This window comes from Curtobacterium sp. MCLR17_059 (genome assembly GCF_003234665.1).
Lineage (GTDB): Bacteria > Actinomycetota > Actinomycetes > Actinomycetales > Microbacteriaceae > Curtobacterium > Curtobacterium flaccumfaciens.
The window spans coordinates 169,067-192,298 of sequence record NZ_QKSU01000007.1 but is presented as its reverse complement, the minus strand read 5'-3'; the positions used below and the strand labels follow the sequence as shown (position 1 = coordinate 192,298).

19 protein-coding genes and 1 tRNA gene are annotated in these 23,232 nt (G+C 71.2%); 16 read left to right on the top strand and 4 right to left on the bottom strand.

Features of this window, described 5'->3' with window-relative positions:
* The first annotated feature begins 1 nt into the window (after position 1).
* On the top strand, positions 2-586 hold the full coding sequence (locus DEJ12_RS11740) for a hypothetical protein (RefSeq protein WP_111030122.1): 585 nt from the start codon (positions 2-4) through the stop codon (positions 584-586).
* A 354-nt stretch (positions 587-940) separates the two neighbouring features.
* Here DEJ12_RS11740 and DEJ12_RS11735 read toward each other — a convergent pair.
* A tRNA-Leu gene (locus DEJ12_RS11735) sits at positions 941-1,026 on the bottom strand.
* A 161-nt stretch (positions 1,027-1,187) separates the two neighbouring features.
* Here DEJ12_RS11735 and DEJ12_RS11730 point away from each other — a divergent pair.
* From DEJ12_RS11730 to mshC, 3 genes are all read left to right on the top strand, one after another.
* Positions 1,188-2,516: a M20/M25/M40 family metallo-hydrolase gene (locus tag DEJ12_RS11730; protein WP_110864516.1), complete on the top strand. Its 1,329-nt coding sequence runs from the start codon at positions 1,188-1,190 to the stop codon at positions 2,514-2,516.
* A gap of 62 nt (positions 2,517-2,578) precedes the next feature.
* On the top strand, positions 2,579-3,409 hold the full coding sequence (locus tag DEJ12_RS11725) for an undecaprenyl-diphosphate phosphatase (protein ID WP_111030121.1): 831 nt from the start codon (positions 2,579-2,581) through the stop codon (positions 3,407-3,409).
* The gene (gene mshC / locus DEJ12_RS11720; protein ID WP_111030120.1) at positions 3,406-4,650 is read left to right on the top strand and encodes a cysteine--1-D-myo-inosityl 2-amino-2-deoxy-alpha-D-glucopyranoside ligase; all 1,245 of its coding nucleotides are present in this window, start codon (positions 3,406-3,408) and stop codon (positions 4,648-4,650) included. The genes DEJ12_RS11725 and mshC overlap by 4 nt, the downstream gene beginning before the upstream one ends.
* 920 nt (positions 4,651-5,570) lie before the next feature.
* Here mshC and DEJ12_RS11715 read toward each other — a convergent pair.
* Positions 5,571-6,494, bottom strand: coding sequence for a proteasome assembly chaperone family protein (locus DEJ12_RS11715; RefSeq protein WP_027465645.1), 924 nt, complete (start codon positions 6,492-6,494; stop codon positions 5,571-5,573).
* Between the two features lie 147 nt (positions 6,495-6,641).
* Here DEJ12_RS11715 and DEJ12_RS11710 point away from each other — a divergent pair, with 147 nt between their 5' ends.
* The 9 genes from DEJ12_RS11710 (at position 6,642) to DEJ12_RS11670 (ending at position 17,542) form a co-directional block, all read left to right on the top strand.
* Positions 6,642-7,400 (top strand): HAD family phosphatase, encoded by a 759-nt coding sequence (locus tag DEJ12_RS11710; protein WP_258370601.1) that lies wholly within the window; start codon positions 6,642-6,644, stop codon positions 7,398-7,400.
* Complete coding sequence (locus tag DEJ12_RS11705) at positions 7,397-8,596, top strand: tRNA (adenine-N1)-methyltransferase (protein WP_111030118.1); 1,200 nt, start codon at positions 7,397-7,399, stop codon at positions 8,594-8,596. Before DEJ12_RS11710 ends, DEJ12_RS11705 begins: the two co-directional genes overlap by 4 nt.
* Before the next feature lie 42 nt (positions 8,597-8,638).
* Positions 8,639-9,559, top strand: coding sequence for an FKBP-type peptidyl-prolyl cis-trans isomerase (locus DEJ12_RS11700; protein WP_084740364.1), 921 nt, complete (start codon positions 8,639-8,641; stop codon positions 9,557-9,559).
* A gap of 71 nt (positions 9,560-9,630) precedes the next feature.
* A complete protein-coding gene (locus tag DEJ12_RS11695; RefSeq protein WP_111030117.1) occupies positions 9,631-10,683 on the top strand; it encodes a YafY family protein in 1,053 nt (350 codons plus the stop codon).
* A complete protein-coding gene (locus tag DEJ12_RS11690) occupies positions 10,676-11,647 on the top strand; it encodes a YafY family protein (RefSeq protein WP_111030116.1) in 972 nt (323 codons plus the stop codon). The genes DEJ12_RS11695 and DEJ12_RS11690 overlap by 8 nt, the downstream gene beginning before the upstream one ends.
* 642 nt (positions 11,648-12,289) lie before the next feature.
* Complete coding sequence (tatC, locus tag DEJ12_RS11685; protein ID WP_110863923.1) at positions 12,290-13,042, top strand: twin-arginine translocase subunit TatC; 753 nt, start codon at positions 12,290-12,292, stop codon at positions 13,040-13,042.
* Positions 13,039-15,477, top strand: a complete 2,439-nt coding sequence (locus tag DEJ12_RS11680; protein WP_111030115.1) for an RNA helicase — start codon at positions 13,039-13,041, stop codon at positions 15,475-15,477. The genes tatC and DEJ12_RS11680 overlap by 4 nt, the downstream gene beginning before the upstream one ends.
* Before the next feature lie 11 nt (positions 15,478-15,488).
* Positions 15,489-17,081, top strand: a complete 1,593-nt coding sequence (gene lnt, locus DEJ12_RS11675) for an apolipoprotein N-acyltransferase (protein ID WP_258370602.1) — start codon at positions 15,489-15,491, stop codon at positions 17,079-17,081.
* Positions 17,082-17,191: 110 nt separating this feature from the next.
* The gene (locus tag DEJ12_RS11670; protein ID WP_027465636.1) at positions 17,192-17,542 is read left to right on the top strand and encodes an RNA polymerase-binding protein RbpA; all 351 of its coding nucleotides are present in this window, start codon (positions 17,192-17,194) and stop codon (positions 17,540-17,542) included.
* Between the two features lie 71 nt (positions 17,543-17,613).
* Here the strand turns inward: DEJ12_RS11670 and DEJ12_RS11665 are convergent, their stop codons facing one another.
* Positions 17,614-18,816 carry an SPFH domain-containing protein gene (locus DEJ12_RS11665; RefSeq protein WP_110863721.1) on the bottom strand — a complete coding sequence of 401 codons (1,203 nt, stop codon included), beginning with the start codon at positions 18,814-18,816 and terminating at the stop codon, positions 17,614-17,616.
* Positions 18,813-19,286 (bottom strand): NfeD family protein, encoded by a 474-nt coding sequence (locus tag DEJ12_RS11660; RefSeq protein WP_110863722.1) that lies wholly within the window; start codon positions 19,284-19,286, stop codon positions 18,813-18,815. The genes DEJ12_RS11665 and DEJ12_RS11660 overlap by 4 nt, the downstream gene beginning before the upstream one ends.
* 154 nt (positions 19,287-19,440) lie before the next feature.
* Between DEJ12_RS11660 and DEJ12_RS11655 the strand changes: the two genes are divergently transcribed.
* The 3 genes from DEJ12_RS11655 to DEJ12_RS11645 all read left to right on the top strand — a co-directional run bounded on the left by DEJ12_RS11655 (position 19,441) and on the right by DEJ12_RS11645 (position 23,150).
* The gene (locus DEJ12_RS11655; protein WP_111024422.1) at positions 19,441-20,202 is read left to right on the top strand and encodes an SDR family oxidoreductase; all 762 of its coding nucleotides are present in this window, start codon (positions 19,441-19,443) and stop codon (positions 20,200-20,202) included.
* Between the two features lie 10 nt (positions 20,203-20,212).
* Positions 20,213-20,665: an NUDIX hydrolase gene (locus DEJ12_RS11650; protein ID WP_071403789.1), complete on the top strand. Its 453-nt coding sequence runs from the start codon at positions 20,213-20,215 to the stop codon at positions 20,663-20,665.
* A 91-nt stretch (positions 20,666-20,756) separates the two neighbouring features.
* Positions 20,757-23,150, top strand: coding sequence for an excinuclease ABC subunit UvrA (locus tag DEJ12_RS11645; protein WP_181433148.1), 2,394 nt, complete (start codon positions 20,757-20,759; stop codon positions 23,148-23,150).
* Positions 23,151-23,232: the final 82 nt, after the last annotated feature.

The following is a 23,232-nucleotide window of genomic DNA, read 5'->3' as shown; positions in this document are numbered from 1 at the left end:
CATGTCCGACCACACCCCGTACATCGCCGATCCACCCCGTCGGGTGCCGTCGGCCGAGGAACTCCGTGCCCGCATCCCGGGGTGGGGGAGCGACCTCGACCCGACGGACCGGCCGTCCGTGCCGAAGCTCTCGCGTGAGGCCGGTTCGGCCACCGGAGCCCACTGGGACCGCCCGCCGCAGCAGGACGGTGCGCACGGCCGGGAGCGCTCGATCGAGCACGCCCACGTGACGCCGGTGTTCGGGACCGCGCAGCCGCTGCACGGTGTCGCCGGAATCGTCCGGCGGTACGCCTACCGGCGGTTCAGCGAGGGGCGCCTGGCGCACTGGATGCTGCTCGTCGTCGGGGACCGCCTGGACGTCGCGACGCACCGGGTGACCGATGCGCTCCGGGGTCGGCCGGACCGGGTGATCAGCGAGACCGGTGTCGCGGCGGAGCGGGGGAACCACCCCGTTGCGTCGCGCCTGGGGTCGAGTCGGTCGGACTGGCGGCACCAGGTGCTCGACCCGGTGGTCGCGAACTGGGGCTGGCTGGCGGCGCTCGGCGCCGTCGTGCTGGTGGTGCGGCGGGCGCGCCGCTCGCGCTGACCGCGCGCGACGTCCCGTGCGGCGTTGCCCACTCGGTGCGACCTTGTTCCGTCACACGGAGTGCGCAACGTCGCACCGGCCCGCGACGTGCGCACACCCTGGACTGGAGGCGCGCAGCGGCCCCGCCCCGCGCCTCCAGTCCGCACGTCCCGCGTCCACCCGCGTCCACCCGCGCGCACCGACGCTGCGCGGAGAACGTCCTGAGCGAAGCGAAGTGGCACGTGGTCGCCCTGAGCGCAGCGAGGTGGCGCCCCAGAGGCGGTGACGCCCTGAGCGCAGCGATGGCGGCACTCGCCGGGAAGACGCAACAGAAAATGCCCCCCGACCGAAAGGTCAGGGGGCACGCATTTCCTGTGTCCGAGAGGGGACTTGAACCCCTACGCCCTAATACGGGCACTAGCACCTCAAGCTAGCGCGTCTACCAATTCCGCCACCCGGACAGGGTGTCTGGTGTCTGTTTCCCGGGTTGAACCCGGCGTTCCTGCCGAGAGAAGACACTAGCACGGGTCTGAACGCGCGATGAACACGGTCGCGCATCCCGGGCGAGTCCTGCGCGCGCTGTCCCGGCGACGGGGTCGGTGCCGACCGATACCGTGGAGCCATGACGAACCCGGAGCCCTCCGAGCCGCAGTCCGTGCCCGAGCTCGAGGCCACCGCGGCGATCGCCCGCGACCTCATCCGCATCGACACGACGAACTGGGGCGAGGGGAAGTCCCGTGGGGAGACCGAGGCAGCCCACTACGTCGAGGACAAGCTCCGCGCGCTGGGTCTCGAGCCGCAGTTGTTCGAGTCCGAGCCGGACCGGGTGAGCGTCGTGGCGCGGGTGCCCGGTCGGAACCGTGACAAGCCGGCGCTCGTGGTGCACGGGCACCTCGACGTGGTGCCGGCGGATCCGGCGAACTGGTCGGTGGACCCGTTCGGTGGCGTGGTCAAGGACGGGTCGCTGTGGGGTCGGGGCGCCGTCGACATGAAGAACATGGACGCGATGATGCTCACGTCGCTGGCCGACGTCATCGAGCAGCACGGTGCGCCGGAGCGTGACCTGGTGATCGCGTACTTCGCCGACGAAGAGGCCGGGGGAGTCCTGGGGTCCCACCACGTGGTCGACCAGCACCCGGAGGTCTTCGCGGGGGCGTCGGCGGCGATCAGCGAGGTCGGCGGGTACTCGATCACGCTCGGTGACCGTCGCGCCTACCTGTTGCAGACCGGCGAGAAGGCGCTCATGTGGGTGAAGCTGATCGCGCGCGGCACCGCTGCCCACGGCTCGCACGTGATCCGCGACAACGCCGTCACGAAGCTCGCGGCGGCGGTCGCCCGGATCGGCAGCGAGGAGTGGCCCGTCCGGCTCTCGGCCACGACGGACGCGATGGTGGCCGAGGTGGCGCGGTTCCTCGGGGTCGACCCGACGGTGACCGGCCCGGACGAGGTCGCGCTGGCCACCGGCTCGGCGTCGCGGTTCATCCACGCCGCGCTGCACACCACGTCGAACCCGACGGTGCTGACGGCCGGCTACAAGCACAACGTCATCCCCGACACCGCCGAGGCCCTGGTGGACATCCGCTGCCTGCCGGGTGACGAGGAGTCCGTGCTCGAGCGGGTGCGGGAGCTCGCCGGACCCGACGTCGAGGTGGTCATGTCGTTCCGCGACATCGGCCTCGAGCAGGACTTCGGCGGCCCGCTGGTCGACGCCGTCCGCGACGTCCTCGGCCGGCACGACCCGGGCGCACCGGTCCTGCCGTACCTGCTGTCCGGCGGCACCGACAACAAGGCGCTCTCGACGCTCGGCATCGCGGGGTACGGGTTCGTGCCGCTGCAGCTTCCGGCCGGTGTCGACTTCCCCGCGATGTTCCACGGCGTGGACGAGCGGGTGCCGCTCGACTCGCTGGCGTTCGGTCGGCGGGTGCTGGGCGACCTGCTCGCCACGTACTGATATTGTTCATGGTCGCCGTCGTGGCGGTGCCCTGACCGACCTCCCCCCGAAAGGCCCGTGCGATGCACATCCTCGAGGCGATCTTCCTCGGCTTCGTCCAGGGGCTCACCGAGTTCCTGCCCGTGTCCTCCAGCGCGCACCTGCGCATCGTGGGGCTCTTCCTGCCCGACGCGAAGGACCCCGGTGCGGCCTTCACCGCCGTGACGCAGCTCGGCACCGAGACCGCGGTGCTCATCTACTTCTGGAAGGACATCACCCGGATCATCGGGCGGTGGTTCCGGTCGGTGGTCAAGCGTGACGTGCCGAGGGGCGACCCCGACGTCCGGCTCGGCTGGCTGGTGATCCTCGGCACGATCCCGATCGGGGTCGCCGGGCTCCTGCTCAAGGACTCGATCGAGACCACGTTCCGGTCCCTCTGGATCGTCGCGATCGTCCTCATCGTGTTCGGTGTCGTGCTCGGGGTGCTCGACCGTGTCGGCCGCAAGGAGCGCCGGATCGAGCAGATGACGTTCCGCGGTGGTCTGCTCATCGGGCTGGCGCAGATGCTCGCCCTGGTGCCCGGTGTGTCCCGTTCCGGTGCGACGGTGTCGATGGGCCTCGCCCTCGGGTACACCCGCCCGGCGGCCGCGCGCTTCGCGTTCCTGCTGGCGATCCCGGCGGTGTTCCTGTCCGGGTTCTACGAGGCCGCGACGAGCCTCGGCGACCACGGCTCGCCGTTCGGACTCGCCGACACGCTCATCGCGACCGTCGTCGCGTTCGTGGTCGGGTTCGTCGTGATCGCGGCGTTCATGAACTACATCAGCAAGCGCAGCTTCATGCCCTTCGTCGTTTACCGGATCGCACTCGGTATCGTGCTCATCGTGTTGTTGTCGCTCGGAGTGATCCAGCCGTGAGGGCCTGGCAGGCCCCATCCGTCCCCGACGTCCCCGGCGCCGCGCCCCGACCGGTCGTCCACGACACCGCAACGGGCAAGCCGGTGGACCCCGCCCGCGACGAGGACCGTGCCGCGCTGTACGTCTGTGGGATCACGCCGTACGACGCCACGCACCTCGGCCACGCGGCGACCTACCTGGCGTTCGACACGCTCGGCCGTGCCTGGCGTGACGCGGGGCTCGACGTCGAGTACGCGCAGAACGTCACCGACGTGGACGACCCGCTGCTCGAGCGTGCCGCCCGCGACGGCGTCGACTGGCGTGCCCTGGCGGCTGAGCAGGTCGACCTGTTCCGCCGCGACATGGAGTCGCTCCGGATCCTGCCGCCGGACGACTTCGTGGCCGTCACCGACGAGGTCGAGCGCGTCGCCGAGGCGGTCTCGTTCCTGCAGGAGTCCGGCTACGCATACGAGGTCCCGACCGACGGCGCCGAGGGCGACGACCTGTACTTCGACGTGAACCGCCCGACCGACGCATGGACCCTCGGTGACGAGAGCGGCCTGGACCGCGAGACGATGCTCGCCCTCGCAGCCGAACGCGGCGGCGACCCGGATCGTCCGGGCAAGCGCGACCCGCTCGACCCGCTGCTGTGGCGCGCCGCGCGTGACGGCGAGCCGGCCTGGGACACCGAGATCGGCCCCGGTCGCCCCGGCTGGCACATCGAGTGCAGCGTCATCGCCGGTGACCGCCTCGGGCTGCCGATCAGCGTGCAGGGCGGCGGGAGCGACCTCGTCTTCCCGCACCACGAGATGACCGCCGGGCACGCTGCTGCCCTCGCGCACCAGCCCCTCGCGAACGCGTTCGTGCACACCGGGATGATCGCTTACCAGGGCACGAAGATCTCGAAGTCGCTCGGCAACCTCGTCACCGTGCGCGGGCTGCTCGACGACGGCGCCGACCCCCGTGCCATCCGGCTCGCACTGCTGTCGCACAAGTACTCCGACGACTGGGAGTGGTTCGACACCGAGCTGACGAGCGCCCAGACGCGGCTCGCCGGCTGGGACGCCTGGGCCTCGGGAGCCTCCGCCGGGCACGCCGACGACGCAGCGGACGTCGCGGCACGCATCCGCGCGCGGGTCTCCGACGACCTCGACACCCCCGGTGCCGTCGCCGCGGTCGACACGGCGATCGCCGGTGGCACGGCGTGCACGCCGGAGCTCATCGACTTGATCGACGCGCTGCTCGGCATCCGGCTGGCCTGACCTCGGCGGGCGCGACGCGTCGCGTGCGCCCCGCCGAGGGGTCAGGAACTGTCGCCCGGGCGGGCCGCAGCCGACAGTTCGCGACCACTCGCCGGACGTGAGCGGGGTGTCGTGACCGTTCGCGGCCGCCGGACGGGAGGCCCGTGGCGAGGCCGACACGCGCCTCCCGTCCGCCGTGTGGTCGCGACACGTCGCGTGCGAGCCACCGAGGGGTCAGGAACTGTCGCCCGGGCGGGCCGCAGCCGACAGTTTGCGACCACTCGCGGACGTGAGCGGGGTGTCGTGACCGCGCGGCGAGTGGTCGCGACACGTCGCGTGCGCGTCGCCGAGGAGTCGGGAACTGTCGCCGAGGTGGGCCGCAGCCGACAGTTCGCGACCGCTCGCCGGAGGTGAGCGGGGTGTCGTGACCGTTCGCGGCCGCCGGGCGGGAGGCCCGTGGCGGCCCTGCCCCGTGCCTCCCGTCCGCGGAGTGGTCGCGACACGTCGGGTGCGCGCTGCCGAGGGGGCAGGAACTGTCGCCCGGGCGGGCCGCAACCGACAGTTCGTGACCACTCGCCGGACGTGAGCGGGGTGTCGTGACCGCGCGGTGAGTGGTCGCGACACGTCGCGTGCGTGCCACCGAGGGGTCAGGAACTGTCGCCCGGGCGGGCCGCAGCCGACAGTTTGCGACCACTCGCCGGACGTGAGCGGGGTGTCGTGACGGTTCGCGGTCGCCGGACGGGAGGCGCGTGGCGAGGCCGACACGCGCCTCCCGTTCGCCGTGTGGTCGCGACACGGCGCGTGCGCGCCGCCGAGGGGTCAGGAACTGTCGCCGACGCGGGCCGCAGCCGACAGTTCGTGACCACTCGCCGCACGCCCCAGACGGACAGGAGGCACGGTGCCAGCCGGCACCGTGCCTCCTGTCCGTCAGCGGGTGACGGCTACTGCTGGGGCCGCCACGGCCCCTCGCCACCGGCGGTGCCGCCGTCCTTGCCGTCCTTGCGCTCGCGGCGACGGAGGTACTGCTCGAACTCCTGCGCGATGGCGTCTCCCGAGGCCTCGGGGGAGTCGACGGTGTCGCGCGCCTGCTCGAGCTGCCCGATGTAGGACGCCATGTCCTCGTCGTCGGCGGCGAGGGCGTCGATGCCCTCTTCCCACTCGGTGGCGTCGTCGAGCAGCGAGCCGCGCGGCACCGTGACGTCCGTGAGCTCCTCGATCTTGTCGAGCAGCGAGAGCGTGGCCTTGGGCGAGGGCGAGTTGTGCACGTAGTGCGGCACCGAGGCCCACAGGGACAACGTGGTCAGCCCGGCCTTGTCCATCGCGTCGGCGAGGACCCCGAGGATGCCCGTCGGGCCCTCGTACGAGGACTTGTCGACGTCGAAGGCGGCGCGGACACCGGCGTTCTCGCTCGACACGAACACCGAGATCGGCCGGGTGTGCGGGACGTCGGCGAGCATCGCACCGACGAAGACGACGGCGTCGATCGAGTAGACGTCCGCCAGGTCGATGATCTCCGAGCAGAAGCCCCGCCAGGTGCGCGAGGGTTCCGGGCCGACGAGGACGAAGACGTCACGGTCGGTGGGGGAGCCGGTGGCGCCGATGACCGGACGGCCCTCGGCACCGGGGCCGTGCAGCACGATCCGGGGCCACTGCACACCGCGGTCGCCGTTGTCGTCGGTGCCGACGGTGGGCCGGTTGAACTGGTAGTCGACGTACCGCTCACCGTCGAGCTCACGCAACTCGTCGAGGCCGAGCGACTCGACGATGCGACGCGCCAGACCGCTCGCGGCCTCGCCGGCGTCGTTCCAGCCCTCGAAGGCGACGACGAGCAAGCGACCGTCGCTGAAGGGGGAGTGCTGTGGCACGGAGCGGACCTCCTGGTGGTGGAGCGGAGCGGGGCGGGAGCGATGCCCCCGGCCGGACACGATTCAGGCATCCACTGTAGGCCCAGGGGGTGTCGGCGCACGCGCGCGTCCGCGCCCAGCGGAACGGCCCCGGTAGACTCGTCGCCCGTGACCGCGCATCCTCCTGCCCCCGTCCCGCCCGCAGCCGTGCTGTGGGACATGGACGGCACGATCATCGACACCGAGCCGATCTGGCAGCGGTCCCAGGTCGACCTGACGAACCGCTACGGCGCCGAGTGGACCCACGAGGACGGCCTGTCCCTGGTCGGGTCCGGCCTCGAGCGCTCCGGTGAGCTCCTGCGCGCCAAGGGCGTCGACATGGAGGTCGAGGAGATCATCCAGTGGATGACCGACTACGTGATGGAGCACCTGCGCGCCGGTGAACTGCCCTGGCGTCCGGGCGCCCGCGAGCTCGTCGAGGAGCTCCACGCCCGCGGCATCCCGACTGCCCTGGTCACGATGTCCCGTCGCAAGATGGCGCTCGTCGCCGCCGAGGCCCTGGGCGAGCGCGGCTTCCGCGTCGTCGTGGCCGGCGACGACGTCGACCGCCCGAAGCCGTTCCCGGACGCGTACCTGTCCGCCGCGGCGCAGCTCGGCGTCGAGCCCACCGCGTGCGTCGCGATCGAGGACTCCGCCACCGGTGTCGCGTCGGCCGTCGCCTCCGGCGCCGTCACGGTCGCCGTCGAACACATCGTCCCGCTGTCCGAGATCGCCGGCGGCGACGTGCACCTGACCACCCTGGCGGGCGTCGACGTCGACCGTCTGGTCGAGTTGACGACGCCGGCACTGGCCGCACGGGCTGCGCACTCTGGAGGCGCGGTGCCGGACCCGGCGCACGCTGCGGACACCGAAGGGGTCACCCGATGAGCCACACCGACGACGCACGCGACGAGGCGGACGCGAGCAGCGCCTCCAGTCCGACCGCGGATCCGACCGCAGCCCTCCCGCACACCGCGGGCGGCGCACCGCACACGCCGCCGCGCGGCCCGTTCCGGGCCGGCGACCGCGTGCAGCTGACCGGTCCGAAGGGCAAGCTCACGACGCTGTCGCTCGAGACCGCGGGTGAGTACCACACGCACCGCGGGGTGCTGCGGCACGACGACGTCATCGGCCAGCCCGACGGCTCCGTCATCCGGGCGAGCACCGGTGACGAGTACCTCGCGCTCCGTCCGCTGCTCAACGACTACGTGATGTCGATGCCGCGTGGCGCCGCGATCGTCTACCCGAAGGACGCGGCGCAGATCGTGGCCTTCGCGGACGTCTTCCCCGGGGCCCGCGTGGTCGAGGCCGGCGTCGGCTCGGGGGCGCTGTCGCTGTTCCTGCTCCGCGCGATCGGCCCGACCGGGCAGCTGCAGTCGTTCGAGCGCCGCGAGGAGTTCGCGGCGATCGCGAAGGGCAACGTCGGCACCTTCCTCGGCGCAGTCCCGGACAACTGGTCCGTCACCGTCGGTGACCTGGTCGAGTCGCTGCCCGACGCAACCGAGCCGCAGAGCATCGACCGAGTCGTACTCGACATGCTCGCGCCGTGGGAGTGCGTGGACGCCGCGGCCGACGCCCTCGTGCCCGGCGGACTCATCGTCTGCTACGTCGCGACCGTCACGCAGCTGTCCCGCACGGCCGAGGCCCTGCGCGACACCGGGCGCTTCACCGACCCGATGCCGAGCGAGACCCTGGTGCGCACCTGGCACGTCGAGGGCCTCGCCGTCCGCCCGGACCACCGCATGGTCGGGCACACCGGATTCCTCATCACGGCACGACGCCTGGCCGACGGCACCGTGCTGCCGAACCTGAAGCGCCGCGCGGGCAAGGCGGAGTTCTCGGACGAGGACATCGAGGCCTGGACCCCCGGTGCCGTGGGCGAGCGGGCGACGAGCGACAAGAAGCTCCGCAAGGTGGCCCGGCAGTCGGCGGCGCAGGCGCGCAAGGTCGCCGCGGCCGAGGCGTCGTCGGCGGCGGAGGGTGCTGCGGCGCCGTCCGAGGGCGCTGTGGCTTCGTCGGATGCCACTGCGGCTCCGTCGGATGCCGCTGCGGCTCCGTCCGGGGCCGTCGAGGACGAACGGTAGGCTGACGGCGTGCCCGTCCTGCATCGAACGGAAAGAGGGTCCGTGCGCACCATCCCCGCACTCCTGGTCACCATCGGTCTCGCGGTGTCCCTCACCGCCTGCGCCTCGAACGGTGCCGGCACCACGCCCTCGAGCTGTGCCGCTCCCGGCGCCGCGTCCGAAGCGGTGACCGCCACCGGCAAGTTCGGCTCGGAGCCGAAGGTCAACGTGCCGAAGGGCCTGACCACCAAGGGCACCCAGGTGTCCGTGCTGCAGCAGGGTTCCGGTCGCACGATCGACGACGGCACCCCCGTCCTGGTCGAGTACACCCTGGTCGACGGCTCCACGGGGCAGGTCGCCCAGACGAGCGGCTACTCGGGCCAGACGGCACCGATCACCGCCGGTGCGAGCAACTACGGGGCCCTCGGCGCCTCGCTGCAGTGCGCCCGCGTCGGCGACCGCCTGGCGGTGGCCCTGCCGAAGAGCGCCCTGAGCAGCACCGGCGGCACCGCTGGCAGCTCGTCGTCGAAGAAGACCGAGGACGCCGTCATCGCCGTCATCGACGTCAAGCGCGCGTTCGACGCCCGTGCCACCGGCACCCCGCAGCTCGCCGGCGACAAGATGCCGGCCGTGGTGCTCGCACCCTCCGGCGCTCCCGGCATCACGATCCCGTCGTGGAGCGCGCCGAAGTCGAACGAGACGCACCTGCTCCGCAAGGGCGACGGTCGCGAACTCACCGCGAAGGACACTGCGGTCATCAAGTACACCGCCGTCACCTGGGGTGCCGACCCGTCCGTCGCCGGCTCCAGCTGGACCGACGGATCGGGCGCGCAGGCCATCCCGCTCACCAAGGGCCAGGTCGACGAGGGTGTCCGGACCGCCATCGTCGGGCACCACGTCGGCGACCAGGTCCTGGCCATCGTCAACCAGCAGGGGACCGCGTACGCGTACGTGATCGACGTCCTCGGGGCGATCTCGAACTGACCCGGTCCGACCGTCCACGGACCGCGGCGCGGGTGCACTCCGGTGCACCCGCGCTGCCGTAGGATCGGCTCGTGCCAGCGACCCGTGTGCCCCGTGTGCCCGCCGAGGAGCGGCTGTTCAGCCTCGTGCTCGCGCTGCTCTCGACGGAGTCCGGGCTGACCAAGGCCGAGATCCTGGCCAACGTGCAGGGGTACCGGCAGCGGTTCTCGACCGGTGGCGACAACGCCTCGCTCGAGCGCCAGTTCGAACGCGACAAGGACGACGTCCGCGAGCTCGGCATCCCCCTCGAGACCATCGAGACCCCGGGTGCCGCGGGCAACAACCAGACGCTCCGGTACCGGATCCCGAAGGGTGAGTACGACCTGCCCGTCGACGTCCGCTTCACCCCGGACGAATCCGCGCTGCTGTCCCTGGCCGCGATGGCCTGGCGCGAAGGCGCACTGTCCGCCGACTCCCGCCGTGGCCTGCTGAAGGTCCGCTCGGCCGGCGCCGAGGACGACGACGGTGCCCTGCAGCTCGGGGTCGATGCGTACGCCCCGCGGCTCCGGGCTCGGGATGCGTCCTTCGAGCCGCTCCGTTCCGCGCTCGATCGCGGCGCCGCAGTTCGCTTCGACTACATCACCCCGGGGCAGCACGACGCCCGTCGGCGCGAAGTGGCTCCACTCGCCCTGGTGCAGCACGGCGGCCGGTGGATGCTCGCCGCCCACGAGTTCGCGACGGACTCGGACAAGAACTACCTGCTGGCCCGCATCGTCGGACCCGTCACCCAGTACGAGGTCGGGCAGCACACCGCTCCCGTCGGCGCGGGGGAGCGCACCCTCGCCGAGCTCGAGCGGATCTGGGCCGAGCGCACTGCGCGCATCGCCGTGACGCCGGGTTCCGACGCCGAACGCCGACTGACCCGTCGCCGCGACACCGAGACCGACGCCGACGGCGCGCTCGTGCTGCACCACGTCGACCCGCAGATCCTCGCCGAGGAACTCGCCGCCTTCGGGCCCGAGGTCCGGGTGCTCGAGCCCGACGACCTGCGGGCACGGGTCGAGGAGCGCCTCCGTGCACTCGTGCGCGACCACACCGACGACGACCCTGCAGCAGCCCCCGGAGAGGACCCCGTTCGTGGCTGACGCCCAACCCCTGCAGGCGCAGGACAAGCTCGCGTTCCTGCTCGCCCTGGTGCCGTACCTGATCGACCGCGAGCGGGTCTCGGTGGCCGAGGCGGCTCGGCACTTCGGTGTGCCCGAGGCCCGCATCCGGCGTGCCGTCGAACTCATCGCGGTGTCCGGGGTTCCCGGCGAGACGATGCAGTACCAGCACGGCGACCTGTTCGACATCGCCTGGGACGACTTCGACCAGAACGACATGATCGTGCTGACCAACCTCGTGGCGATCGACGACTCACCGCGGCTGTCGGCTCGTGAGGCGTCGGCGCTCATCGCCGGTCTGCAGTACCTGTCCGCGCTGCCCGAGGCCGCCGACCGTGACGCCATCCGCGCGCTGATGGCCAAGCTCTCCCGCGGAGCCGGGGGAGCGGCGTCGACCGTCGCCGTCGGGCAGGACCTGCACGACGTCGCCCTCGCCACCATCCGGCGGGCGATGTCCGACGGCCGCGGCCTGGTTTTCGAGTACGCCGGACCGCGCACCCAAGGCGGCACCCGACGGGTCGACCCGCTCCGGGTCGAGTCCATCGACACCGACTGGTACCTGCGCGCGTGGGACCTCGATCGGCAGGCGCTCCGGACGTTCCGGCTCGATCGCATGTCCGAGGCCCGGGTCGACGACCGCGCGGCCGAGAAGACCATCGACCAGGTCGTCATCCCGGACACGCTGTTCCAGCAGGCCGCCGACGACGTCATCGTCACGGTGGAACTCGACTCGACGTCGCTGCCCCTGGTCGCCGACTTCCTGTCCGACACGGCCGACGCGCCCGACTCCGACGGTCGTGTGCGCATCCGGCTCGCGGCGTCGCACGGGTTCGACGGCGTGGTCCGGCTCGTTGCCGGGTTGCCCGGTCGTGCCGTGGTGCTGGACCCGCCCGCGGCCCGTGACGCCGTGCGCGACTTCGCGGCCGCGGCCCTCGCCGCGGGCTGACGTCTGCCGCTGCGGCCCGTTCGAGCGCTGCACGTTCCGACCGGGTACGCCCGATCCTGCACGGTGGACTTCGTGTACCTGGTCGTTCCGGGCGTACCTGGTGTGTTCTTACGACCAGGTATGCCCGGTCTCGCCAGGTACGCCCGATCTCGATAGGTACGCCCGATCTCGCCAGGTATGCCTGATCCCGCACGGCACGCCCGATCCCGCACGGTGAAGCTCGAGTACCTGGTTGTTCCGGGCGTACCTGGTGTGTTGCTCCGACCAGGTATGCCCGATCTCGCCAGGTACGCCCGATCCCCCAGGTACGCCCGATCTCGCTCGGTACGCCCGACCTCGCGCGGTGAACCTTGGGTACCTGGTCGTTCCGGGCGTACCTGATGCGATCTTCCGACCCGGTACGCCCGGTCTCGCCAGGTACGCCCGATCTCGCCCGCCACCCACCTGCTCGCCAGGTACACCCGATCCCGCTCGCCACGCGCTGCCTACCACACGCCCGCCCGCCACCCACCCGCCACGCGGCCGCACCGACCCCCGGCGGACTGTCGGTCCCGACCCCGTAAGATCGAGCACATGGCTTCGACGACCGCGCGCGGGCGAGCGAAGCGGCAGGGGCGCCAGAAGACCGACGCCGAAGGCCGCATGTCGCTCGGGCAGCACCTCATCGAGCTGCGCAACCGTCTCTTCCGCGCAGTCGTGGCGATCGTCGTCGGTGCAATCGGCGGCTGGTTCCTCACCCCGTGGGTGCTCGACGCGCTCCGGGCACCGGTGACCGAGCTCGCCAAGGTCGGCGGACACACGGCCGAGCTGAACTTCCCGATGATCACCGGGGCGTTCGACCTCAAGCTGCAGATCGCGATCACCATCGGCGTCGTCATCGCCAGCCCGGTCTGGCTGTACCAGATCTGGGCGTTCATCGTGCCCGCGCTCGTCCGGCGCGAGCGGCAGTACGTCTGGGGCTTCCTCGGCACCGCGATCCCGCTGTTCTTCGCCGGGTGCTACTTCGGGTGGTACATCCTGCCGCACGTGGTCGGCATCCTCGGCAGCTTCGTGTCGAGCCAGGACACCTCGATCGTCGATGCGAAGGCGTACTACGACTTCGTCATCAAGCTCATCGTCGCGGTGGGCATCGCCTTCGTGCTGCCGGTGTTCATCGTCCTGCTGAACTTCGTCGGGGTGCTGTCGGCCTCCGCGATCATCAAGAGCTGGCGCGTCGCGATCCTCTGCATCCTGGTGTTCTGCGCCATCGTCACGCCGAGTGCCGACGTCATCTCGATGTTCCTGCTGGCCATCCCGATGACCGTGCTGTACGTCGCGGCCTGCTTCATCGCGTGGATCCACGACCGCCGTCTGGCCAAGCGCCAGGCGAAGCTCGACGAGGAGTACGACCTGTGAGTGGCACGAGTGCGGCCGAGCGGTTCGCCGCGGCCAAGGTGCGCAACCGGTCGCGCAACCTCGAGCTCTTCCGGACGGACCTGCGGTTCGATCTCGACCCGTTCCAGTTCGCCGCCTGCGACTCGCTCGACCAGGGCCGCAGCGTCCTGGTCGCCGCCCCGACCGGAGCCGGCAAGACCATCGTGGCCGAGTTCGCCATCTGGCTCGCCATGCGCCAGCCGACGGCGAAGGTCTTCTACACGACGCCGATGAAGGCACTGAGCAACCAGAAGTACGCCGAACTCGTCGACGTCTACGGCGAGTCCGAGGTCGGGCTGCTCACCGGCGACACCAACGTGAACCCCCGCGCCCGCGTCGTCGTGATGACGACCGAGGTGCTCCGGAACATGATCTACGCCGACTCGGACCTGCTCGACGACCTCGCCTGGGTGGTCCTCGACGAGGTGCACTACCTCGCCGACCGGTTCCGCGGTGCCGTCTGGGAAGAGGTCATCCTGCACCTCCCGACCGAGGTCCGCCTGGTCTCGCTCAGCGCCACGGTGTCCAACGCCGAGGAGTTCGGCGACTGGCTGCAGACCGTCCGCGGCGACACCGACGTCATCGTCTCCGAAGACCGCCCGGTGCCGCTCGAGCAGCACGTCCTGGTCGGTTCGAAGATGGTCGACCTGTTCGACTCGAGCGGTGCCGCGGCGACGAACCGCGTGAACCCGGAACTGCTCCGCATGGTCGGTGGCGGTTCGCGGAGCGAGCGGAACGGCGGCGGCCACCGCGGCCGGCGCGGTCGTGGTGGCTACCCCGAGCGTCGCGGGCCCCGCACCGAGAAGGTGCACCGCGAACAGATCGCGCACATGCTCGACGAGCGGATGCTCCTGCCCGCGATCTTCTTCGTGTTCAGCCGCAACGGCTGCGACCAGGGCGTCCGCAACGTCCTGCGCTCGGGCCTGTCCCTGACGACGGTGCAGGAGCGCAACGAGATCCGCGAGACGGCGGAGTACCACTGCCGCACCCTGCTCGACGAAGACCTGGCCGTCCTCGGCTACTGGGAGTGGCTCGAAGGGCTCGAGCGCGGGGTCGCGGCGCACCACGCCGGCCTGCTCCCCGCCTTCAAGGAGGTCGTCGAGAACCTCTTCCAGCGCAAGCTCCTGAAGGTCGTGTTCGCCACCGAGACCCTGGCGCTCGGCGTGAACATGCCGGCGCGCACCGTCGTGCTCGAGAAGCTCGAGAAGTTCAACGGCGAAGCCCGTGTGCCGATCACCCCGGGGGAGTACACGCAGCTCACCGGTCGTGCCGGTCGTCGTGGCATCGACGTCGAGGGGCACTCGGTCATCCAGTGGACCGACGGACTCGACCCGCAGGCCGTCGCGTCGCTGGCCAGCCGCCGCACGTACCCGCTCAACTCGTCGTTCAAGCCGACCTACAACATGGCCGTCAACCTGATCGACCAGTTCGGCCGGCAGCGCACGCGCGAGGTCCTCGAGACGTCGTTCGCCCAGTTCCAGGCCGACCGGTCGGTGGTCGACCTCGCCCGCAAGGTCCGCTCGCAGCAGGAGTCGCTCGACGGCTACCGCGAGGCGATGCAGTGCCACCTCGGCGACTTCACCGAGTACTCGGCGCTCCGTCGTGAGCTCTCCGACCTCGAGCGCACGAACGTGCCCGGCGGCCGCGAGGCGTCACACGGCGCCCGCCAGGAACGCCAGGCCGCGATCACGGCGGTCCGCCGCCAGCTGCAGCGCCACCCCTGCCACGCCTGCCCGGAACGCGAGGCACACGCCCGCTGGTCCGAGCGCTGGTGGAAGCTCAAGCGCGCCAACGACAAGCTCGTCCAGCAGATCAGGTCCCGCACGGGCGCCGTCGCCACGACGTTCGACCGTGTCACCGAGGTCCTGCTCGAGCTCGGCTACCTGGTGGACGCCGGCAACGGCGAAGCCACGGTGGCCCCCGGTGGCCGTCGCCTGCAGCGCATCTACGGCGACCGCGACCTGCTCGTCGCCGAGTGCCTCGAGGCGGGGGTCTGGAAGGACCTCACCCCCGCGCAACTCGCTGCCATGGCCGCGACGATCATCTACCAGCCCCGCCGCGAGGACGCGCCCGGCACGGAGCACGCCCTGCCCCGCGGTGCGTTCCGCCCTGCGCTCGACGAGACACTGACGATCTGGTCGCGCCTCGACGACATCGAGCGGGCGGCGCGCCTGGCCGGTTCGCAGCCCCCGACCCCGGCGATGGCCGTCGGCATGTTCCGCTGGGCCTCGGGTTCCGCCCTCGACGACGTCCTCCGCACCCTCGACCTGCCGGCCGGCGACTTCGTGCGCTGGTCGAAGCAGGTCATCGACCTGCTCGACCAGATCCGGAACGCCGGCGACGACGAACTCGCCCAGACCGCCCGACGGGCGACGGACGCGGTTCGCCGCGGCATCGTCGCCTACGCGGCGGTCTGACAGGAGGCCCGGTGCGGGTTCCGGAGACCAGTGTGCGCGGGCTGCCCGCTCCCGTCGGCCGCGGGGCGGTCGCGACCGGTCCGTTCGCCGCGTTGCCGCTGGGCACCGCGCTGCCGTTGGCCGTCATCGGCGGGATCCTCTTCGCCCTCGCGTTCCCGTCGCCCGGGTGGTGGTTCCTCGCCTACCCGGCACTCGCCTGCATGCTGCTCGCGGTGATGGGGCAGCGGGCGCCGCGTGCGGCGTGGATCGGTTACCTCGCCGGCGCGGCGTTCTGGATCCCGGCCATCTCGTGGGCCGGTCGTTACCTGGGCCCGGTCCCGTGGTTCGCACTCGCCCTGCTCGAAGCCGCGTTCTTCGCGCTCGGCAGCGTCGCGATCGCCCTGGCGTACCGCTGGGTCGCACGCGTCCTGCCCTCGACCGCCGGACGCGTGTGGGGCCTCCCGGCCGTCGTCGCCGCACTCTGGACCGGACGCGAGTGGTTCTCGGGGAGCTGGCCGTACGGCGGTTTCGCCTGGGGGCGCGTCGGCCTGTCGCAGTCGCAGGGGCCGTTCACGCACCTGGCCGCGTACGTCGGCGTCCTCGGGCTGACGTTCATCGTCGTGTACTGCGTCGCGGTCGTGGTGTCGCTCGCGCTCGTGGCACCCCGCGTGCCGGGCGTGACGCTCCGGCTGCCCGTGCGGGTGGCCACGGCGGGTCTGCTCGTCGCGGCGGTCCTGGCCGTGCCGGCGTGGCCGACGGCGACGAGCGGCACGATCCGGGTCGAGGCGGTGCAGGGCAACGGTCCCGCAGGGTACTTCGACCGTGCGGAGCCCGGCGACGTCCTGGCGGCGCAGGTCGCGGCGACGGACGTGGACGCGAAGGGTGTGGACCTGGTCGTGTGGCCCGAGGCAGGTGCGGAGTACGACCCGCGGCAGCAGCCGGTCATCGCCTCCGCCCTCGACTCGGTGGTCGACTCGCTCGACGCCCCGATCGTCGCGGGTGCCATCACGCAGACCCCCTCGGGGGTGCTGCACAACACGTCGTTCGTGTGGACCGCCGACGGCTGGCAGTCGTCCTACGACAAGAAGCGCCCGGTGCCGTTCGGCGAGTACGTGCCCGACCGCTGGTTCTTCTCCAAGCTCGCGCCGTCGCTGATCGGTCTGCTGCAGCGCGACTACACGCCGGGGACGAAGCCGAACGTGCTCTCCGTCGCGGGCATCCGTGCCGGCATCTCGATCTGCTTCGACATCGTCGACGACGGGCTGACCGCCGACATGGTGCGCGGGGGAGCGCAGGTGATCCTCGCGCAGACGAACAACGCCGACTTCTCGGGCACCGACGAGAACCTGCAGCAGCTCGAGATCGCGCGGATGCGGGCCATCGAGACCGGTCGGTCGCTCGTGAACATCTCGACCGTCGGAGCGTCGCAGGTCATCGACCCGAGCGGACGCACGATCGACCGGGTGCCGGAGTACACCGCGACGTCGATGGTGACCGACGTACCGCTCGGCACATCCACCACCCCGGCGTCGATCCTGTCCGGCTCGATCACGCTCCTGCTCTCCCTCGGGGGGCTCCTCGTGCTCCTCGCCTGCGCGCCCTGGGGCCGTCGCACCCGCTCCTGATCGGGCACGCCGCGCCCAGCCACTGGGAACGGACTGTGAATGCGCCGGTACGGGATTGATGGGGCGTGGGACAGTGTTGTGGAGGGCAGACGAGCGAGAGGAGCACACACATGGCTGATCGGAGTCTCCGCGGCATGCGGCTCGGGAGTCAGAGTCTCCAGAGCGAAGAGGGCGTCGAGCTCTCAGATCGCAAGCGCGCGGTCTACCAGACGGATTCGGGTGAGACGTTCGACATCGTCTTCTCGGCCGATGCGGACGTCCCCCAGACCTGGTCGGAGCCGCGCTCCGGTCGCGAGGGCCGCCTGCTCGGCGACGACGGGATCCCCGTCGAGGTCGCCGAAGAGGACGTGAAGGCACCCCGCACCCACTGGGACATGCTGCTCGAACGCCGCTCGCGCGAGGAACTCGAGGAGCTCCTCGAAGAGCGCCTGCAGGTCCTCCGCGCACGACGCGGCGCCTGATACCACCGACCACACGACGACGCCCGCCCCGGTTCCCCGGGGCGGGCGTCGTCGTTCGTGTGCGTGCGGTGTCAGCGCCGACCGGAGCCGTCGCTGGTCCGGTGACCGGAGGCGTCGTCGCCCGGCGTGGGCGGAGTGTCCCCGACCTGCTCGGCGGTCGCGTCGTCGGCGGCCGCGAGGTGCGCGTCGACACTGCGGTTCGACTCGGCCAGACGTGCGTCGAGGTCGGACTCGGGAACGATGTCCGCGGCGGTGGCGTCTGCCCTCGGCATCGTGGTGTCCGCGGCTGCGGTGTTCGCCAGGCTCTCGTTCGCGAGCTTCGAGATGCGGGACAGGAAGTCCGTGCCTCCAGCACCGCCGGCGACCGGACCGGCGCCGCCACCACGGCTGGCGCTGAAGCCCTTCGCGATGCCGGACAGTGCCTCGGTGAACTCGCTCGGGATCATCCAGAGCTTGTTCGACGTGCCCTCGGCGATCTTCGGCAGGGTCTGCAGGTACTGGTAGGACAGCAGCTTCTCGTCGGGGTCGCCGGTGTGGATGGCCTCGAACACGGTCGCGATGGCCTGGGCTTCACCCTCGGCACGGAGTACCTGTGCCTTGGCGTCACCCTCGGCGGCCAGGATCGCTGCCTGTCGCTGTCCCTCGGCCTCGAGGATCTGGGACTGCTTGGTGCCCTCGGCCTGGAGGATCGCGGCACGTCGGCTGCGCTCGGCACGGAGCTGCTGCTCCATCGCGTCCTGGATGGACACGGGCGGCTCGATCGCCTTGAGCTCGACTCGGCCGACGCGGATGCCCCACTTGCCCGTGGCTTCGTCGAGGACGACGCGGAGCTGGCCGTTGATGTTGTCGCGGCTGGTCAGTGCCTCTTCGAGGTTCAGGCCACCGACGACGTTGCGGAGCGTGGTGGTGGTGAGCTGCTCGACGGCGCCGAGGTAGTTCGCGATCTCGTACGTCGCGGCGCGGGCGTCGGTCACCTGGAAGTAGACGACCGTGTCGATCGAGACCACGAGGTTGTCCTCGGTGATCACGGGCTGCGGCGGGAACGAGACGACCTGCTCACGCATGTCGAGCAGCGGCCGCAGGCGGTCGATGAACGGGACGAGAAGGTTCAAGCCCGGGTTGAGGGTCTTGTGGTACTTGCCGAGTCGTTCGACGACGCCCGCGGTGGCCTGCGGGACGATCCGGATCGCCTTCGCCAGGACGACGATCACGAAGATGACGACGACGAGGACGAGCACGAGCAGTGCGATCGTCCCCGGGGAGATGCTGGTCACGAGGTGGCCCTTTCTGCGAGGCGCACGACCGCGGTCGACCCCTCGATCGACTCGACGACCACGGGGGTCCCGAGTGGCGGTGTGCGGTCGACGGAGCCCGCGGCGAACCGCGCGCTCCAGGTCTCGCCGTTGGCCAGGCGCACCTGACCAGGACTGGAGGAGGTGAAGGCGACCGCGACCGTGCCGGCGAGCCCGATGAGCCCCTCGACGTTGGTGCGGTGCGGGTCGGCACCGCGGCCGAGCGCGACGAGCAGTCGCGGTCGGACGAGCGACAGCAGCACGAGGGCGGCCACCGCGGCGACGATGGCGGACAGCCACCACGGGGCGCCGAGCAACGCGGCGATCAACCCGCCGGCGGCACCCGCCGCAAGCATGATGAAGATGAAGTCGAGGGTGAAGATCTCGACCACGCCCAGGAGCAACACCAGGCCGATCCAGACGGTGCTCTGGATCCAATCGATTCCGTTCACGCGATCTCCCTCCCTCGGTCGCGCGCGGCGGCTCGCTGCGTCGCGACAGCCGGTACAACTCCGTTCAACATATCAGGGCCGTCCGACGGTCGTGCAGGCGATTGGTAGGCTCGGTGCGCCCGACCGGCCGGAACCAGACCTGGAGAACACGACTGTGAGCAACCCCCTCGCCCCCGGATCCCTCACCGACAAGCGCGCCGTCGTCACCGGTTCGTCCCGTGGCATCGGCGCCGACACCGTCGGGTACCTCGCCGAGGCCGGTGCGAAGGTCGTCGTGAACTACCGCAACAAGGCCAAGCGCGCGGAGCAGATCGCCGAGAAGATCGTCGAGGCGGGCGGCTCCGCCCTGGCCGTCGGCGCCGACCTCACCGAGCACGACTCCGTGCAGGCCCTCGTCGACACCGTCGTCCAGGAGTGGGGCGGCATCGACCTGCTCGTGCTCAACGCGTCGGGCGGAATGGAGTCCGGCGTCGGCGAGGACTACGCGCTCCGCCTGAACCGCGACGCCCAGGTCGACATGCTGCAGACCGCCGTGCCGCACATGCCCGCAGGGTCCCGTGTGGTGTTCGTCACGAGCCACCAGGCCCACTTCGTCGAGACCGCCGAGACGATGGACGAGTACGTCCCGGTCGCCAAGAGCAAGCGCGCCGGAGAACTCGCCCTCCGTGAGCTCATCCCGCAGCTCGAGGCCGCCGGCATCGAGTTCGTCGTCGTCTCCGGCGACATGATCGAGGGCACGATCACCGCGACGCTGCTGAACCGCCTGAACCCCGGCGCGATCGAGGGTCGTCGGCAGGAGGTCGGCAAGCTCTACAGCGTGTCCGAGTTCGCAGCCGAGATCGCCCTCGCCGCCGTCGAGCCGATCCCCGCCGACCACACCAAGCTGGTCGGCGACGTCAGCGGCTTCGTCGGCTAACGTCGGGCGGGTGACCGCCAAGCCCGGCCTGCGCCGCACCTCCCGCATCCTGCTGCTCGACCCCGAGGGCCGCGTGTTCCTGATGGACACGAATTCGCCCTCGTCGGACGGCGCCCACCGCTGGATCACGCCGGGTGGTGGGGTCGACCCGGGGGAGACCCACCGCGACGCCGCGATCCGCGAACTGCGCGAGGAGACCGGGATCGTCATCGACGAACCCGGCGAACCGGTGTGGTCCTGGGACTTCACGGTCGAGTGGGACCTCGCCGACCACGACCGCGGGCACGCCGAGTTCTACGTCGTCCGCACCCCCGGCTTCGAGCTGTCGGACGCCGAGTGGACCGATGACGAGCGCGTTGACATCCTCGCCTCGCGGTGGTGGACCGCCGACGAGCTCGACGCAACCGACGAGGAGTTCGAACCCGCCGAGCTGCCGGACCTGGTGCGCCGTCACGGCGCCTGAACACCGCACCACGGCCTGACGGCCGACCCGGGACCGGACGGGAGGCCCGTGGCGGCCCCGCCACGGGCCTCCCGTCGGTACGCTGACCCGCATGCACACCGATCCGGTCGACGACGACCCCACCGGCGCCGACGCGCACCCTGCCGACCGGCACGGCCGGATCCGGGTGCGCGGTGCCCGCGCGAACAACCTGCGCGACGTCGACGTGGACCTGCCGAAGCGGCGGCTCACGGTGTTCACCGGGGTCTCCGGCTCGGGCAAGAGCTCGCTCGTGTTCGGCACCGTCGCCGCCGAGTCGCAGCGGATGATCAACGAGACGTACAGCGCGTTCGTGCAGGGGTTCATGCCCTCGCTCGCGCGTCCGGACGTCGACCTGCTCGACGGCCTGACCACCGCGATCGTCGTCGACCAGGAGCGCATCGGCGCCGACCCGCGCTCCACCGTCGGCACCGCCACGGACGCGAACGCGATGCTGCGCGTGCTGTTCAGCCGACTCGGTCAGCCGCACATCGGGGGGCCGAACGCGTTCTCGTTCAACCTCGCCACCGTGACGGCCGGGGGAGCGATCACGGTGCAGAAGGGTGCGGACGCGAAGGCCCAGAAGGTCTCGTTCACACGGCTCGGCGGCATGTGCGCGGACTGCGAGGGCCGGGGGCTGGTGAACGACATCGACCTGACGCAGCTGTTCGACGACACGAAGTCGCTCGGGGACGGCGCCCTCACGATCCCCGGGTACGGGACCGACGGGTGGAACGTGCGGCTGTACGCCGAGTCGGGCTACTTCGACCGGGACACCCCGATCCGCGACTTCACCGAGCAGGAGTGGCAGGACTTCCTGTACCGCGAACCGACGAAGCAGAAGATCGCCGGCATCAACATGACCTACGAGGGGCTCGTGCACCGGGTCCGCCGATCGTTCCTGCAGAAGGACCGCGAGGCGATGCAGCCGCACATCCGGGCGTTCGTCGACCGCGCCGTGACCTTCACGACGTGTCCGGCCTGCGACGGGACCCGGTTGAACGACACCGCCCGCTCGTCGAAGATCGCGGGTCGCAGCATCGCCGACGTCTGCGCGATGCAGATCACCGACGCCGTCGCCTGGCTGCAGGGCCTGGACGACCCGGGGGTCGGGCCGTTGCTCGAGGGGCTCCGCGACCTGCTCGAGTCCTTCGTCGAGATCGGACTCGGCTACCTGTCGCTCGACCGCCCGACCGGCACGCTGTCCGGGGGAGAGGGACAGCGCGTGAAGATGGTGAAGCACCTCGGCTCCTCGCTCAGTGACGTCACGTACGTCTTCGACGAGCCGAGCACGGGGCTGCACCCGCACGACATCGAGCGGATGAACGAACTGCTCGTCCGGCTGCGCGACAAGGGCAACACCGTCCTGGTCGTCGAGCACAAGCCCGAGGTCATCGCGATCGCCGACCACGTCGTCGACCTCGGACCCGGTGCCGGTTCCGGCGGTGGGACGCTCTGCTACCAGGGGTCCGTCGACGGGCTGCGTGCGAGCGGGACCGTGACCGGTCGGCACCTGGACGACCGCGTCACCGTGAAGTCCGAGGTCCGTCGTCCGGACGGGGCGATCGCGATCCGCGGCGCCTCGGCCCACAACCTGCACGACGTCGACGTGGACGTCCCCACCGGGGTGCTCACCGTCGTGACGGGGGTCGCCGGCTCGGGCAAGAGCACGCTCATCCACGGGTCGCTGGCCCGGCGCGACGATGTGGTCGCCATCGACCAGAGCGGGATCCGTGGCTCACGGCGGAGCAACCCGGCGACGTACACCGGTCTGCTCGAGCCGATCCGCAAGGCGTTCGCGAAGGCCAACGGCGTCAAGCCCGCGCTGTTCAGCGCCAACTCGGAGGGCGCCTGCCCGGCGTGCAACGGTGCCGGTGTCGTGTACACCGACCTCGGCATGATGGCGGGCGTTGCGAGCCCCTGCGTCGAGTGCGACGGCAAGCGGTTCGACCAGTCCGTGCTCGGGTACCACCTGGGCGGGAAGGACATCAGCGAGGTGCTCGGCATGTCCGTCGCCGACGCGTTGGCGTTCTTCGCGGCGGGGGAGTCCGCACTGCCGGCGGCCCACACGATCCTCGCCCGGCTCGCCGACGTGGGGCTCGGCTACCTGACGATCGGACAGCCGCTCACCACGTTGTCCGGGGGAGAGCGGCAGCGGCTCAAGCTCGCGACGCACCTCGGTGACCGGGGCGGCGTGGTGGTGCTCGACGAGCCGACCGCGGGCCTGCACCTGGCCGACGTCGAGCAGTTGGTCGGCCTGCTCGACCGGCTCGTCGACGCCGGCCGGACGGTCGTCGTGATCGAGCACCACCAGGCCGTGATGGCGCACGCCGACTGGATCATCGACCTCGGGCCGGGCGCCGGGCACGACGGTGGACGGATCGTGTTCGAGGGGACACCCGCTGCACTCATGGCGGCACGGTCGACGCTGACCGGGCAGCACCTGGCGGCGTACGTCGGAGCCTGAGCCGGGGGACAGACTCAGGGGGCGAATCTGGGCATAAGCCGTGTGTGAGGACTACCGTTCTGACTGACGCTCACGATCGGCT